The 16,405-nt window shown below is 41.8% G+C and carries 13 protein-coding genes and 1 tRNA gene; 7 read left to right on the top strand and 7 right to left on the bottom strand.

Going from position 1 to position 16,405, the window contains the following annotated elements; translation table 11 throughout:
• The 4 genes from ccmI (at window position 1) to ACFSJY_RS02860 (ending at window position 4,859) form a co-directional block, all read left to right on the top strand.
• Window positions 1-1,242, top strand: coding sequence for a c-type cytochrome biogenesis protein CcmI (ccmI, locus tag ACFSJY_RS02875; RefSeq protein WP_386030911.1), 1,242 nt, complete (start codon window positions 1-3; stop codon window positions 1,240-1,242).
• Between the two features lie 20 nt (window positions 1,243-1,262).
• Window positions 1,263-1,835, top strand: coding sequence for a glutathione peroxidase (locus ACFSJY_RS02870; RefSeq protein ID WP_386030909.1), 573 nt, complete (start codon window positions 1,263-1,265; stop codon window positions 1,833-1,835).
• A gap of 28 nt (window positions 1,836-1,863) precedes the next feature.
• Window positions 1,864-2,877: a ferrochelatase gene (hemH, locus tag ACFSJY_RS02865; RefSeq protein ID WP_386030907.1), complete on the top strand. Its 1,014-nt coding sequence runs from the start codon at window positions 1,864-1,866 to the stop codon at window positions 2,875-2,877.
• A 113-nt stretch (window positions 2,878-2,990) separates the two neighbouring features.
• Complete coding sequence (locus tag ACFSJY_RS02860; RefSeq protein ID WP_386030905.1) at window positions 2,991-4,859, top strand: tetratricopeptide repeat-containing diguanylate cyclase; 1,869 nt, start codon at window positions 2,991-2,993, stop codon at window positions 4,857-4,859.
• Between the two features lie 65 nt (window positions 4,860-4,924).
• Here the strand turns inward: ACFSJY_RS02860 and ACFSJY_RS02855 are convergent, their stop codons facing one another.
• From ACFSJY_RS02855 to pepA, 4 genes are all read right to left on the bottom strand, one after another.
• Window positions 4,925-5,134 (bottom strand): cold-shock protein, encoded by a 210-nt coding sequence (locus ACFSJY_RS02855; RefSeq protein WP_386030903.1) that lies wholly within the window; start codon window positions 5,132-5,134, stop codon window positions 4,925-4,927.
• A 319-nt stretch (window positions 5,135-5,453) separates the two neighbouring features.
• Window positions 5,454-8,309, bottom strand: coding sequence for a valine--tRNA ligase (locus ACFSJY_RS02850; protein WP_386030901.1), 2,856 nt, complete (start codon window positions 8,307-8,309; stop codon window positions 5,454-5,456).
• A gap of 10 nt (window positions 8,310-8,319) precedes the next feature.
• On the bottom strand, window positions 8,320-8,778 hold the full coding sequence (locus tag ACFSJY_RS02845) for a DNA polymerase III subunit chi (RefSeq protein WP_386030899.1): 459 nt from the start codon (window positions 8,776-8,778) through the stop codon (window positions 8,320-8,322).
• A gap of 3 nt (window positions 8,779-8,781) precedes the next feature.
• Entirely contained in the window at window positions 8,782-10,290 is a 1,509-nt protein-coding gene (gene pepA / locus ACFSJY_RS02840; protein WP_386030897.1) for a leucyl aminopeptidase, read from the bottom strand.
• Between the two features lie 274 nt (window positions 10,291-10,564).
• Between pepA and lptF the strand changes: the two genes are divergently transcribed.
• Entirely contained in the window at window positions 10,565-11,695 is a 1,131-nt protein-coding gene (gene lptF / locus ACFSJY_RS02835) for an LPS export ABC transporter permease LptF (protein WP_386030895.1), read from the top strand.
• Complete coding sequence (gene lptG / locus ACFSJY_RS02830) at window positions 11,692-12,759, top strand: LPS export ABC transporter permease LptG (protein WP_386030893.1); 1,068 nt, start codon at window positions 11,692-11,694, stop codon at window positions 12,757-12,759. The genes lptF and lptG overlap by 4 nt, the downstream gene beginning before the upstream one ends.
• A 39-nt stretch (window positions 12,760-12,798) precedes the next feature.
• Here lptG and ACFSJY_RS02825 read toward each other — a convergent pair whose 3' ends face one another.
• Complete coding sequence (locus ACFSJY_RS02825; protein ID WP_386030891.1) at window positions 12,799-13,308, bottom strand: RDD family protein; 510 nt, start codon at window positions 13,306-13,308, stop codon at window positions 12,799-12,801.
• A gap of 530 nt (window positions 13,309-13,838) precedes the next feature.
• Here ACFSJY_RS02825 and ACFSJY_RS02820 point away from each other — a divergent pair.
• A tRNA-Leu gene (locus ACFSJY_RS02820) sits at window positions 13,839-13,925 on the top strand.
• 41 nt (window positions 13,926-13,966) lie between these two features.
• Here the strand turns inward: ACFSJY_RS02820 and ACFSJY_RS02815 are convergent.
• Both ACFSJY_RS02815 and ACFSJY_RS02810 read right to left on the bottom strand, forming a co-directional pair.
• Entirely contained in the window at window positions 13,967-14,263 is a 297-nt protein-coding gene (locus ACFSJY_RS02815; protein ID WP_386030889.1) for a hypothetical protein, read from the bottom strand.
• The gene (locus tag ACFSJY_RS02810) at window positions 14,244-16,274 is read right to left on the bottom strand and encodes a histidinol phosphatase (protein ID WP_386030887.1); all 2,031 of its coding nucleotides are present in this window, start codon (window positions 16,272-16,274) and stop codon (window positions 14,244-14,246) included. The genes ACFSJY_RS02815 and ACFSJY_RS02810 overlap by 20 nt, the downstream gene beginning before the upstream one ends.
• Between the last annotated feature and the right edge of the window lie 131 nt (window positions 16,275-16,405).

Raw genomic sequence — 16,405 nt, 5'->3', positions numbered from 1 at the left:
ATGATTGAAGTGTTAGTACTAATTATTGTTTTCATTCTGCTCCTATTAGGCATTATTTGGGGACACTTTCTACGTGGTCAACAAGGTAATGAAACTGCAGCAGATGTTCGTGAAAATACTAATGTTGACCTCTATAAAGAGCATAAAGCTGAAATCGAAAAAGACTATGCTGAAGGGTCAATAGATAAAGAAAACTATGAATACTTGCTGGCTGAGTTAGATAAAAGTCTGCTTCAGGATATCGAGCAAGGCGGCAAAACAGGATCCGTAGAACAACGCAAGATGACCATGTTCTGGCCGATTTCTTTGTCACTGTTCGTATTGATTTTTAGTTTGGTGATGTATAGCAAACAGGGAGCGTATAAGCAGCTATCACAACCTCGCAATGACTTTGATGCAAACCAGCAAATTGCAGCGCAACAACAAAATCATGACCGCTTCAATCAGCTATTGGCGCAAGTAGAAGCAGAACCGAACAACGCAGATGCATGGTTTAATTTAGCGCAGCTGTACATTTCAGCAGGCCAATTTATGAAGGCAATTGAAGCGTATGACAAAGTCATCGCACTTGAGGGCGAACACCCTGATTTGCTGGGCATGAAAGCGCAAGCGTTATATTTTGCAGCTGAGGGCAATTTAACACCAGGGGTGCAAGCACTGATTGATAAAGCGTTATCCATGGATGCCAATGAACCATCAACTAACATCTTACTGGGTATGCATTACTTTGGTCAGCAATCTTATCAATTGGCTATCGACTACTGGCAGAAAGTGATGGACAGTGGCCGCCAAAGTGTCAATACACAAGCCCTTGGTGAATTACTTGCTGAAGCGAAGAGTCGACTATCTCTTACTGGTAATTCAACAACACCAGAAATTACTGATCAAGGCCCTCAACTTCGCCTAAAAATCGAGCTAAGTGAAGAATTTAGCGAACAATTAAACCAAGGCGAAGATAAAGTCGTATTTGTCTACGCGGTGCCGGCTGCCGGTGGCAGAATGCCTGTAGCAGCTGTGAAAATTATGGCGTCAGATTTACCCGCAGAAGTGGTACTTAATGACGCGAGAGCAATGAGTCCGCAAATGAAACTGAGCAGTGTAGATGCGGTTAATATTTTGGCTGTCGTGTCTCAGTTAGGTGGCGCAGGTATCAAGCCAGGTGATTTCAAAGCACAACTGGATAATGTCGACGTTTCAACACGCGACACCCTGCTATTATCAATTGATACATTGGTTGAATAAGCCAATATAAGGAAAGAACAATGAAATTAGCTGTAATAGCGTCAGCATTGATCGCGGTTGCTTCAATGGCATCGCCTGAAGCGAAAGCTGCTCCAAGTGAAAACACGGAAGCAGGCGCAAGTTGCGCACCATTTTTCGACCATTCATTTCGTAAACTTCATGCTAAAGACGATGTTGATTTGTGTAGCTTAACGGCAGGTAAGCCCGTGCTGGTTGTTAACACAGCATCAAACTGCGGTTTCACACCACAATTCAAAGCGTTAGAAGCGGTACATAAAAAATATAAAGACCAAGGGTTAGTCGTTATTGGCTTCCCGTCAGATGACTTTTTCCAAGAAGAAGACGACGAAAAAGATACCGCTGAAGTTTGCTTCGTCAATTATGGCGTAACGTTCACTATGTTACAAACGAGCGCTGTTCGTGGTTCAGACGCGAACCCAGTATTTAAACATTTAGGTGATGAAACTACATCGCCAAAATGGAACTTTTATAAATACCTAGTCAGCGCTGACGGTCAAAAAGTGAAACACTTCAACAGTCGTGTGTCACCTGACGATGAAGCTTTTATTGAAGCAATTGAAGCAAGTTTATAATCCATATCGATTAAGGAAGTAGTGCAGTATGTCTCGATATCGTGGACTCGATAAATCCATTCATGATCGCAAGTTGAAAACAGGTGTGTTACTGACAAATTTGGGCACACCTGATGCGCCGACACCTGCTGCACTACGCACCTACCTTAGCGAATTTTTGTCAGATCCACGCGTGGTCGAGATACCACGTTTGGTTTGGATGATTATTCTACACGGTATTATCTTACGAGTTCGTCCTGCTAAATCTGCCAAATTGTACAAAAGTATTTGGACGGAAGACGGTTCACCGTTGATGGCTATCTCGAAAGCTCAGACAGCAAAGGTTAAACAGCATCTTCATAAAACGTACGGAGAAGATGTCACCGTTGATGTTGCAATGCGATACGGTAATCCAAGCATCAAAGAGGCGTTAAATCGTTTTCAGAAAAATGGTGTGAACAACATTGTTATTCTGCCCCTGTATCCACAATTCGCTGGGCCTACAACTGCCTCATGCTTTGATGCGGCGGTCAAAGAAGTATCAGGTTGGCGCTGGATCCCAAGCATACATTTTATCAGTAGCTACCACGATCACCCATTATATATACAAGCTCTCGCGAATAGTGTTCGAGAACATATTGAGGCACATGGAAAGCCAGAGAAACTGGTGTTGTCTTATCATGGCATGCCAAAACTGTTTCACGACAATGGGGATCCTTATTACTGCTTTTGTGCAAAAACAACGCGTCTGTTAGCAGAAGCGCTTGAAATGAAAGAAGACGAGTTTGTGATGACGTTTCAGTCGCGCTTTGGCAAAGCTGAGTGGCTTAAACCATATACCGACGAGACGCTGGCAGATCTTGCCAAACAGGGTATTAAGCACGTAGCCATAGCAAGCCCTGCATTCAGTGCTGATTGTTTGGAGACGTTGGAGGAACTCGTCGAGGAGAATCGAGAAGAATTTATCGACGCAGGTGGAGAGACCTACCACTATATTCCAGCGCTTAATGACCGAGACGACCATATAGAGATGATGCTTGACCTACTCAAGCCGCATATTTAGCGCTGTCGGCCTAAAACATAACAAAGTGATTACACTCTAAAACAGGACAATATTTGACCGCTTAGTTAGAATACCCGCTTTTTAATGACAGAATTATCAAGCGGGGAACTGAGGTGTTTAGAGCGTTACTGTTTGTCAATTTACTAGCTTTTTCGTTAGCGGTCACTGCTGAACAATTGAGAAATCTTGAAGCAGAGCTACCTAATGCGGAAAGCTTATTGCAAACAGAGCCTGGTAGGCTTTACTCCAACTTAACCGCTATCAAAGGCGAACTAGAACAGTTCGACACATATTCCCAACATCACTTCTGGGCTCTTTATTGTAAAGCAGCAGGTCAAATAGAGCTTCATGATGAAGTTATTGATATTGTAAAGCATCAACTAGCAGAATCGAATGGGCATTTAAACGCAGAGCACAAAGTGGCATTACTTAATTGCCGTGCTGGTGCTAAGCAAGCACTCGGTAAGTTGCAGCAAAGTAAGTTGGATTTCAACTTAGCATATGAGTATGCGGTATCTGCGAACAGTGTAGCTGGACAGATAAAGTCTTTACTGGGGGTTGGTGAGTTACACGCTTATCAAATGAATTTCAGACAGGCGAAGAAAGATCTGATGCATGCCTACAAACTAACCCAACAAGGCGACTTCCCACTATTGCAGCACCAGGTCAACCAAGCATTGGGAATGCTGTACGGCTACAAACAGGAGTATGACAAAGCAGCAGAAATCTTTGCGCAGAACAAACAGCACAACTTAGATAATGGTTTTATTCAACAAGCCTCTGTTAGCGCGTTCAATCTTGGGGTGGTTTACAGCAAGCTTAAAAAATGGGGACAAGCGGAAAAGTATTTGCTGGAGTCTAAAGCGCTTGCAGAGCAGGCCGGCGATATTGCAGGTATCGCTTATGCGGAGCTCCGTATCGTACCAACGTTAATTGCAGCTAAAAAATATCAACAAGCAGCAGTGGCGCTAGAGCTTGCTGAGAATTTTTTTGAACAGCAGAGCAACCAAAGTAAGTTAGCTGAAATAAACCTCTATCATGCTCAGCTACTCATGGCACAGAATATTGAAGATAACGTTATTCGTTATCTCAATAAGGCGTATCAGATTTATGTGGATATTGGCTTAATCGATCAACAATCAGCTGTGCTATCGAATTTAGTGAAGGTGCATCGCCAGCTTGGCAATTTTGATATAGCGCTGGATTATCATGAAAAGTTCCACGCCATTACACTGACGATAGAAAAGAACAAAAATGAAAGTGCCACAAAACAGATGCAAACGGAGTTTGAACACCTCATTAGAGAAGGTGAGAATAAGCAGCTCAAAAAACTTTTAGCGGCTGAACAAGCAAAGGTTAAAAATCAAGAAGACTCAATGTTTTGGCAAGTAGCATTGTTAGGTGTATTGTTTGTGCTGCTTACCCTCGTCACTATGTTTGTGTATCGCACGCTGCGTCATCGAAGAGAGGTCAAGTCGCTAGCAATGACTGACAGCCTCACGGGTGTTCCTAACAGACGTTCTATTATGAAGCGTTTAAAAAAATCTATTGCTTGGGCAATTCGCTATGATTCACCGTTGACTGTCGCCATATTTGATATAGATGAACTGAGTCAAATAAATGCATTGTATGGTTATGATGCTGGGGATGACGTACTGCATGATTTCGCACAGCAACTGCAAGAGAATATCCGCTTAACCGATGAATTTGGACGACTGAGTGGTGAAGAGTTTATGTTAATTATGCCAAATACCACGAGCGACCAATCTCGTGTGCTACTCAATCGAATTTTGCCAGCAATTCGTTCGCTAGAACTGACGGTTAAAGGCAAGCGTGTAATCGTTACGGCAAGTGCAGGCGTCGCAGAGTTTGATATTAAAACTGAGACCTTAATGGGCCTATTCAAGCGCACAGAAGCGGCATTGAATACAGCTAAGTTAACTGGAAAGGATAGGTTTTATGTTGACGGCAAGGATAGCTAAATCGTGCTAAGTTATCGGCACAAAAAAAGCAGCCTATTGGCTGCTTTTTTAACGAATCTAAAGAATTAGATAGCGTTTACGTTCTCAGCTTCTGGACCTTTTTGGCCTTGCTTAACAGAGAAAGAAACCGCTTGACCGTCAGTCAATGTGCGGAAACCTGAACCCTGGATTGCGCTGAAGTGAACAAAAACGTCTGGACCGTTTTCTTGTTCGATGAAACCAAAGCCTTTCGATTCGTTGAAAAACTTAACTTTACCTGTAACTGTATCTGACATACCTGCATTTCCCGTAGTCACTAATATAAACAAATGGCCCGATGGCCGGTTTTCACGGAGTAAATGCTCTCTACCCAAGAAGTACAGACAGAGAAAGGTATCCAATAACACATACGCGTCAGGAGAATTAACTTACTGCTACACAGCTAATCAAAACCTTCTTCCGAACGCAAAAACTCAACGCGAATCAAGCTTATCACAGCAATCGTGAATAAGCTCTAAAAAATTAAAGAATTTATGTTGCAATTTTATGATGTAAAAAAGAAAAGGCTGTCACATTTTTGCGACAGCCTTTAAGCTTTTATGGCAAACGGTGAGGTTAAAGTGCTTCGATTTGCGCTTTTTGCTCAACCATCTTAGCTAACGCAGATTCTGCTTCTGCTAACTTTGCTTTTTCTTTTTCGATAACAGCTTCAGGAGCCTTGCTAACGAAGTTTTCGTTGCTCAGTTTACCGCTCACTTTCTGAACATCTTTTTCAAGCTTTTCGATTGCTTTAGAAAGACGAGCAATTTCAGCATCTTTATCGATTAGACCTGCCATTGGAATTAGCACCGACATTTCACCGATAACAGAGGTTGCTGACGCAGGGCCTTCTTCACCGTCAGCTAATACTTGAATGGACTCAAGCTTGGCTAATGACATTAAGAACTGCTCATTGTCCGTCAAGCGACGTTGGTCATCTTCGCTAACATTCTTCAGTAACACTGGTAATGGCTTGCTTGGAGCAATATCCATTTCACCACGGATGTTACGGATAGCAACGATAAATTGCTTAACCCACTCAAGGTCAGCTTGTGCGCCATCATCGACTAAGCTTTCATCAAACTGAGGGAAGCTTTGGATCATGATGCTGTCACCATTTTTCTCAAACGCGGACAGCGGTTGAACCGATGACCAAACCGTCTCAGTGATAAACGGCATAATCGGGTGCATTAAACGCAGTAACGCTTCTAGTGTGTTAACTAGCGTGTAACGAGTACCACGTTGCTGTGCTTCACTGCCTTTGAATAAAACAGGCTTGGTCAGCTCTAGGTACCAGTCACAGAATTGGTTCCACGTGAATTCATAAAGTGCTTGTGACGCAAGATCAAAACGGAAGGTTCTGAACGCTTCATGAACCGTTTGTACCGTATTTTGGAATTGAGATTGGATCCAACGATCAGCTAATGAAAACTCCATATCGCCGCCATCGCGACCACAATCTTTGCCTTCGGTGCTCATTAATACGTAACGGCTTGCATTCCATAGCTTGTTACAGAAGTTACGGTAACCGTCTAGACGCTTCATATCCCAGTTGATATCACGACCGGTAGAAGCCAATGCCGCTAATGTGAAACGAAGCGCATCTGTACCGTGTGCTTCAATACCGTCAGGGAATTCTTTCTTGGTAAGCTTAGTAATTTTTTGCGCCAATTGAGGCTGCATCATATTACCGGTGCGCTTTTCAAGTAAGTCATCTAACGAGATACCGTCAATCATATCTAATGGGTCAATTACGTTACCCTTAGATTTAGACATCTTGTCACCGTTTTCATCACGAATTAGGCCAGTTACGTATACTTGCTTAAATGGTACTTGCGGCTTGCCGTTTTCATCTTTGATGAAGTGCATGGTCATCATGATCATACGAGCAACCCAGAAGAAGATAATGTCGAAGCCAGTCACTAACACATCAGTAGAGTGGAATTGCTTCATCAGCTCTTCTTCGTTCGGCCAACCTAAAGTTGAGAATGTCCAAAGGGCAGATGAGAACCAAGTATCTAATACGTCGTTGTCTTGGCGAAGAACAACATCATCCGCAAGTGAGTATTTCTCGCGAACTTCTGCTTCTGAGCGGCCAACGTAAACATTTTCATTTTCGTCGTACCATGCTGGAATGCGGTGACCCCACCAAAGCTGGCGCGAAATACACCAGTCTTGAATGTCGCGCATCCAAGCAAAGTACATGTTTTCGTATTGCTTAGGAACGAACTGAATGTCACCGTTTTCAACGGCTTCAATAGCAGGCTTAGCTAATTGCTCAACGCGAACATACCATTGGTCAGTCAATAGTGGTTCGATGATAACGCCAGAGCGGTCACCGTATGGCGCAACTAGGTCATGGTCTTTAATTGATTCTAATAAACCTAGTTCATCAAACTTAGCAACAATCGCCTTACGTGCTTCGAAACGGTCTAGGCCAGCAAACTCTGCCGGCAAGCCTGTTTCAAACTCATCTGATGGCTCACCATTGGTGTTATATACTTCAGCTTGAGCAAGCACTGCCGCGTCTTTGTCGAAGATATTGATCATCGCAAGACCACAACGCTTACCCACTTCGTTATCATTGAAATCGTGTGCTGGCGTGATTTTCACACAACCTGTGCCTTTTTCCATATCGGCGTGTTCATCGCCAACAATTGGAATACGACGGCCAACTAATGGCAATTCAACGAACTTGCCGATTAGGTCTTTGTAGCGTGGGTCTTCTGGATTAACAGCAACACCGGTATCACCTAACATGGTTTCAGGACGTGTTGTCGCTACCACTAAGTGATCTTTACCTTCAGCCGTTGTTTGGCCATCAGCTAGAGGGTAGCGAAGGTGCCACATGTGGCCTTTCTTGTCTTTGTTTTCAACTTCTAAGTCAGAAATTGCTGTGTGTAACTTGGGATCCCAGTTAACTAAGCGCTTACCACGGTAAATTAAATCATCTTGGTATAAACGAACAAAGACTTCTTGAACCGCATCTGATAAGCCTTCATCCATGGTGAAGCGCTCGCGTGTCCAGTCAATTGAATTGCCAAGGCGACGCATTTGCTTACCAATGGTGCCGCCAGATTCAGCTTTCCATTCCCAAATTTTGTCGATAAACGCTTCACGACCATAATCGTGGCGTGTTTTATCTTCTTCTGCGCCAATTTTACGCTCAACCACCATTTGCGTGGCTATACCTGCGTGGTCAGTACCTGACTGCCACAAAGTATTTTTACCTTGCATACGCTGGTAACGAATTAGCGTATCCATAATGGTTTGTTGAAAGGCATGGCCCATGTGTAGGCTGCCCGTTACGTTTGGTGGCGGAATAGCAATACAGTAACCATCACCTTCGCCTGTTGGGCTAAAGTAACCTTGTTCTTCCCAGCTTTGGTAAAGCTTGCTTTCAATATCAGAAGGATTAAATGTTTTTTCCATCTTTCAGTCTTTATGCGTTCGTTTGTTGATTTTTGCTGCTTTCTACATTGACCGTATCTAGAGTAAAACCTTGCTGTCGATACTGTCGAAACCTTGCTCTTGCCTGTTCGCGAGCAGAAGCTTCTGATGGCACGAAATCAATGACTTGTGAAAACTGGCCAGCGAATGCAGGTATGTCGCTGGCAAGATTAATAAGAATAGGGCGGCGACCTTTAGGGGGTTGCCAACCAATTTCGACCGGTGAGCCTTGGCGAGGCCCTTCACCAACCAGGTTGTGAGCAACGAAGCTGTCCGGTTCAAATGACCAAAGTAGTTCATCAATTACATGCGCTTGTGTTTGGTCATTGGTGTAGATGTACACCTTTTGTTGCTGGCGATAGTAATGCGCAGCCTGCACGCAGGCATACACATAGTGTGCATCCTGCGAGGCTGATTCGGGCATTACGTGGAACAACGCGTGCAACTGCATAGTTTATTCGCCTTGCTCCGCTCCCGCACGGTTCAATAAGAATTGCGTTAGCATGTTAACAGGACGGCCTGTTGAGCCTTTGTCTTTACCACCACTACGCCATGCAGTGCCCGCAATATCAAGGTGAGCCCAATGATACTTCTTGGTAAACTTAGACAGGAAAATTGCTGCAGTGATAGTACCTGCTGCGCGGCCACCTAAGTTAGTGAAGTCAGCAAATGGACTTTCTAGTTGCTCTGCGTAGTCGTCCCAAAGCGGTAAACGCCATGCGCGGTCACCAGATTGATCTGAAGCATTCAACAGCTCATGCGCTAATGGGTTGTGGTTACTTAAAAGGCCCGTCGCGTGCTTACCTAAGGCAATCACACAAGCACCCGTTAAGGTGGCCACATCAACCACTAGCTCAGGTTCGAAGCGTTCAACATAAGTCAATGCATCACAAAGTACTAAGCGGCCTTCAGCGTCAGTATTTAACACTTCAACCGTTTGACCTGACATAGTGGTTAATACATCACCTGGACGGTAAGCGTTAGCATCAGGCATGTTTTCACAGCCAGCTAATACACCAATGACATTAATAGGTAGGTCTAGTTCTGCAAGTGAGTGCATAGCACCTAACACACCAGCAGCGCCACCCATGTCATATTTCATTTCGTCCATTGCTTCGCCTGGCTTCAATGAAATACCGCCTGAGTCGAATGTTAAGCCTTTGCCCACTAACACGATTGGTGCTTGATCTTTGTCACCACCTTGATAGTTGATAACGCTCATCATTGATTCGTTCTCAGAACCGCGACCTACAGCAAGGTATGAACCCATGCCAAGCGATTCCATTTCTTTTTCATCAACAATGTGTGTGCTTACTTTTTCGTAATCGTTCTCTAAGATCTTGGCTTGCTCTGCAAGATAAGCCGGATTACAAATGTTTGGAGGCATGTTAGCTACGTCTTTACAGGTATTGATACCTTCAGAAACGGCTAAACCATGTGCAATTGCACGTTCACCAATTGGTAGTTCACGACGTGTAGGTACGTTGAAAACAATTTTACGCAGTGGGCGACGTGGCTCTTCTTTACGGGTTTTAAGGCTGTTGAAACTGTATAAACAATCTTGAGTTGCTTCTACTGCTTGGCGAACCTTCCAGTAAGTATCACGGCCTTTTACATGTAATTCAGATAAGAAACATACAGCTTCCATTGAGCCCGTTTCATTTAACGTGTTGATTGTTTTGCTGATGATTTGCTTATATTGGCGCTCATCGAGTTCACGTTCCTTACCACAACCAACCAGTAATACACGCTCACTTAAAATATTGGGGACATGGTGAAGCAATAACATCTGTCCCGACTTACCTTCAAGGTCGCCGCGACGTAATAAGTTGCTGATGTAACCTTCACTGATTTCATCTAATTGTTCGGCGATAGCTGACAGTCTGCGTGGTTCAAACACGCCTACAACAATACAGGCACTGCGCTGTTTTTCTGGGCTGCCGCTTTTTACACTAAACTCCATGGATTCTCCTACTGGCTTTGTTGCGTGTAATTGTCATCTAATTCGATTGAATATTGCGCTCTATATTTATTTAAACTTGATAAAATCTGCAATTAACAGATATGCTTAGCTATGAATTTGATGGCGCTAAAGGCTATAATTATAGCCACATTCATCAAGTTTACTATGCGCAAGTATATTTACTTATATACGAAAATAGCAATTTTACTTAAAAAATGCGCAAATGTCAGAAAAAAACTAAGTTTTATGTAATGGTTATCGACCCGGGGCTACTGTGATTATTTTTCGCTATTTATTAAAAGAAGTCGCCAAAACCCAACTGGCGGTGTTCTTTGTATTGATGACCATCTTTATCAGTCAAAAGTTTGTACGTGTGCTGGATGATGCCTCTGAAGGGGGTATTCCCGGACACTTAGTTATGGTTTTTATCGGCTTAAAAATGCCAGATTTGGCAGGTATGTTGCTTCCGCTGAGTTTATTCCTCGGTGTATTACTTGCTTACGGTAGGATATATGCCGATAGTGAAATGACAGTATTACACGCCTGTGGTGTTAGCGAGTGGTACGTAGTCAGGGTTACCTTAGTTCTTAGTTTTATTACTGCGATATTTACCGGTCTATTCACACTTTATTTAGCGCCATTGGCATCTGAATACGAATATCAAGTTAAAGAACAGTTAGCTGCCGATTCAGGCATTAGCGCCATGGTCGCAGGGCGTTTCCAAAAAACGGGCAACAAAAAAGCCGTTGTATTCATTCATGATAAAAACCGTGACGACAATAGTTTAGATAAAGTCTTTGTGGCACAGCTGCCAAACGAGGAAGAAGGTGCTCAAAGCGTTATCAATTCAAGTTTAGTGTATGCCGATACGGGTAGAGTGGAAGAGGAAGAGTCTGGCTTACAGCGTCTAATTCTAGAAGACGGAACAAGATATCAAAGCGATATGACAACGGGTGAATTTCGTTCTGTGGCGTTTGATAAGTATTACATCCAAATTCAAGATCAAAAAGTAGAACACAAGCGCCGAAAAATCAGTGCTGTGGCTACGGATGATCTCATTGACGACAATTCGCAAGACGCGCAAGCTGCTATTCAGTGGCGATTAGCCTTTCCAATAGCATGTTTAATATTAACGTTGGTTGCTGTACCTCTGAGTGTCGTGAACCCTCGGCAGGGTAAATTCGCCAAATTGATGCCTGCGTTAATGCTATTTCTAGCGTATTTCTTATTATTAACGGCACTTCGCTCTGGTGTTGAAGGCAACTCTATTCCGTTTTATGTCGGTCTTTGGCCAGTTCACTTTTTAGCACTAGTATTGGGCGTCTTGCTGTTAATGAAAAGTCGCAGTACCGGGATGCGAATTAAATCGAAACTACCGAAAAGACCTAAGAGGGCGTCTGCATGAAGATTTTAGACACCTATATTGGCCGCGTTATTACCTCGACGACATTTGTCACGTTGATGGTGTTTGTTAGCGTAAGCGGCATCATTAAATTTGTTGAACAAATGGGTGATGTTGGTAGAGGAGATTATGAGTTGGCTCATGCAGCGTTATACGTGCTGTATGCGGTGCCAAGAGATATTGAAATCTTCTTTCCAATGGCAGCACTGATAGGCGGGCTAATTGGTATTGGTATGCTGGCAAGCAATAGTGAGCTTGTTATTATGCAGGCGGCGGGTTTGTCGCGGATGACCATTATCAAGTCGGTGATGAAAACTGCTATTTTGCTGATATTGGTGAGCATGGCTGTGGGCGAATGGCTCGCACCCAGTGGTGAGGCGTCAGCCAGAGAATTAAGAGCTCAAGCTATTTCTGGAGGTAGCTTGATATCCTCAAAGAATGGCGTTTGGGCAAAAGACGGAGACTATTTTGTTCATATCACTGAAGTGGAAGATCAAGGCACGCTAAACAAGGTGCAAGTGTATCGCTTTGATGAAAACCTAAAACTTGAAAGCTGGTTGTCTGCTGACTCTGCGACGTTCAATGATGGCGCATGGCAGCTTCAAAACGTTAAAGATACCCGAATTGAAGCAAATCAGGTGATAGAGTCACAGGTGAATACTCAAGCTTGGGAATCTAGCTTAACACCAGAAAAGCTAGGTGTTGTAACGGTTAAGCCTGAGTCTTTATCACTGCGAGGTTTAGTCAGTTATTTGGATTATTTGTCACAGAACGAGCAAGATCAAAGCCGTTATCAATTAGCGTTTTGGCGAAAAATTGTCCAACCTATCACCGTAGCCGTGATGCTATTGGTGGCATTGTCATTTATCTTCGGCCCGCTGCGCTCTGTGTCTATGGGCGCGAGAATAATGATGGGCGTATTGACAGGGTTATTATTCCATATCACTAACCAAGTATTTGGTTCATTAAGTTTGGTGTATCAATTGCCACCAGCATTTGGCGCGATAATGCCGAGCCTTTTATTTGTATCAGCAGCGATATTTGTCATGAAAAAGCGAGCCTTTTAGCTCGCTTTTTATATGGTAATGAACAACGTACATTCGTTGTTAAAGGCCTTTCTCCAGTCCTTTTTGGCTGGCCTCCATAGACAGTACAACCACTTCGGTTTTGGTTAGTCTGTCCTGTAAGCTAAGTTTATTTTTACGGTCAAAAATAACCAGTAAATTCCCTAGCCCTAGCAATGTCGGCAGGATACGTTTTAGCCCAGTTTTTTTGCTTATTAAGGTTCCATCTTGATTTTGCACACGTAAACGCCAAGCTTTCATTCCGACAGTTTGTCCACTTCTCGCCCAAAAGTAGACAAAGAAATAGGCGGTCCAAGCGATACTCCAGCCATCAACCAAAATGCGGTAAAAAATAGAGCTTTCTTTTACATCTATCAAATGGTCATAACCTGCGGTATCTATTAGGCCAACATTTGCAGCCAATGCAAACAATGCGAATCCAATCGCACCCGCTACCATATATACAGCAATGCCGATTAACACATCATATATCCAAGAACCAAATCTGCGTCTAAATCCAGCACGGGGAAAAGTTGATTCGCTGTCTGTCATATTGATAAATAAAGCCACAATTGCAAAGTGGTGCGAGTATACCTTGGAGCGTTGCTGTTTATCAAAACTGTCAGGTTATCATAAGCCAGAACAACCCTTATGATGCTTTCTTAGCCAGTTAACGCCAAATTGACATAAAAGTATTGTAAAGGGGTTATGATTACGTATAATGCCATTCCGCTAAGTCAATGATTTAGCGTCACTGTGTTGCCGGAGTGGTGGAATTGGTAGACACGACGGATTCAAAATCCTTTGCATGGACAGCAAAAATCTTGAGAAAACACAGTTTATATTGTGCCAGTGTGATGGAATTGGTAGACATAGGGGATTCAAAATTTAAAATGTCTAAAGCTAAGTGATTGATGGTTATTAGATAAATTTAATTTTGAACCTTGCAAAGATTTGCAAAGTTTTTTGGATGTTTGCAAAATGGCTAACCTAGTTTTAAGGTTGGTTTAGCTTACAAAGAAGTTGATTTTTAGAAACGAATGTTAACTTCTTTGCAAGCTTAAACGCTTCTACACCTCTTTGCCGGAGTGGTGGAATTGGTAGACACGACGGATTCAAAATCCGTTGCTTTTGCGAGCGTGACGGTTCAAGTCCGTCCTCCGGTACCATTGATATGAAAGCCCTGTCCTTAATTGGATGGGGCTTTTTATTAGTCTGTTACTGTGTATTTCTCTATTGCGTCTTTGTAAGTTGATTCACTTTCATCTTTAAAATTCTTTCTCTCAGAAGTAAGTTGTGAAAGCTTTTCATAAATATTTTGATAAATTATTTTATGCGCATCGTTACCTATTTTACCTTCATCAGGGTTATCCATTTGAAAGTCTTCAAGTAAAGCCATATCAACTAGCTTAAGTAAGTTTTCTTTATTGATTTGGTCTATTGATATCCAATCATCACCGTTAATCGAAAATTTCGCCTGAGCATTTTCAATTTTTAAGTACTTCATAAGATTTTCCTCTTTCCTCATAAGGTGCTGCGCCTGCTTCAAGGCAATTTATTTGTACACTGTAGTTAGGATGTGACTTTCCGTCTAAACTCTTTAAGTCTCTGTCATTAGGATGACCAAAATATATATCGTAAGACACCTGACCATCCACAATATCTTTTTTCGTATAAAGTAAGTAATCTGGGTTTATTGAAGCTCCAACTGTGCTGTTATGGGTTACTACTATTACAGGCATATTTTTTGATAGATCTTTGATAAGTTTGTTTACTTTCGTCAACAAAAAAACGTTATCAAATGAAGATTCGGGCTCATCGATTAGCAAAATGTCATACTTGTGTGCATCTTTTATGTTTTGAAGTAATCTAAACTCTGACCTTTCGCCGCCCGACACCTTGAAGCCGTCAGCATTGAGTACTTCATAACGTATATTACAAAAGAATTTATAAAACTCTGTTGATGCTATTACCTCCATTGCGCGCAAGTGCTTAAGGTATTTGTACGGTTGATCATAAAGCTTATACAGCTCTGAAAAGGAATATTTTGTTTTACTTGTTGCTTTTAGTTCACCAGCACCTTTAAATTTAGACTTTCTAGCTACGACACTAAACCCATAATATGTCTCAATGGTTTCATCATGCTGATGTTTAAGCCCAGCAGCAATAGATTCGAATTTTTTAACTTTCATTTTATCTAATGCGACTTGATACAAATCGGTATCTGAAATAGGAGTAGTAGCTGACTGAACATTTAATTGAGCCTGTATATCTTTTACTATGCTATTAACAAGTAGCTTTTGCTTGTTTACTAGCAGTTCTGTTCGATACTCCTGAACTAAATCTTTTAGTAAGTTAATTAGAGCCACTCGAGAAATATTCTTTTCAATTAAATGTTTATAGGATTTGTTATCCAGCAAATCTTGAGTAGAGCTGATTAAGTTTTGTAGAGTTTTTAAATTGGTTGGTTTGTATGGCTGTTCACTAAATAAAGCTGTTGATGAATATGTGTCATGACGATTCTTGTTAAAAGCAAAGTTTTTAAGTGTGTCTAAGTATTGTTCTACTGTTTTCTCAGAGTACTCAAGATCAACATCTTCAACATCTTCAAGAACTGTTTTAAATTCCTTAAGGTATTGTTCTATGTATGATTTACGTCTGGTTTTAATACGTTCTTCAAATTTCCCTTCGTCTTCAGATTCACTTTTTTCCAATAATTCAAATTGTTGAATATATTTAATTTCCTCATATTCTGAAGACTCAACGATCCGATCTAATGTGAAGGACTTTCCTGATGAACGCTGACCTAATATTACGTTAAGCCCAGTTGATATTTCTAGTCCATTACTAAGAACAGTAAAGAAGCTATTCCCTTCGGTTTCAGTTAGAAATAATTTATCTCTATTTCTCAAGCATTGCTTCAGTGAAGCAAAGGTTAAATCACCTGTATCAATGTAAGTTTGTCTAATTGGAAACTTTTCTAATCCTATTTTAGCTCTCATATCGCTGAATAATACTGGAGGGTATTGGCTACCTTTATTTAGTGCGTATAGGAATTTTTTAACACTTTGTACTTCACCACAATCAATGTAATCTTTGAATTTTTCAAGAGTTGGTTTACCAAGAGATGGGGATTTATCTATATGCGGGATTAGGATGTATTGACTCAGATCACCAAATATTTCGTGAAATCTTTCAAAAGTAATTTCTGACTTCGCATCCGGTATATCTGCGTTTACCAACGCGCACTTTTTTTCAAAACTCTCGACGTTGTCTTGGTCAGAAATTACTAGTATATGACCACCTTCTATATCTACTTCAATACCGGGAAGTACAACGGCATCTATGCGATCTTTAATGATAAGATACTGAGCTTTATCGAAGATGTTGTGGTTTGTTATTGCAATGCAATCAAGGCTTGCATTGTGTACATATTTTTCAAGCGTATCTATTGAAAACTCGAACTTGCTGTCGCTAGGTGTAGCAACAGTATGAAGATGGAGATCTATTTTCTTCACGGCTATCCCTTATACGTGAAATTGATAAATAAATTTATATAGATACTAAAATAACAAAGAACAACCATATGTTCTACAAAGGTTTTTAGGGAGGGAGTTTTCTAGGGAGAGGGCTCGAAGAGTTTTGTACA

This window comes from Thalassotalea euphylliae (assembly GCF_042682785.1).
Classification (GTDB): Bacteria; Pseudomonadota; Gammaproteobacteria; order Enterobacterales; family Alteromonadaceae; genus Thalassotalea_F; species Thalassotalea_F euphylliae.
Note: the sequence above shows the minus strand (reverse complement) of the source record. Positions and strands in the feature narration are given on the sequence as shown.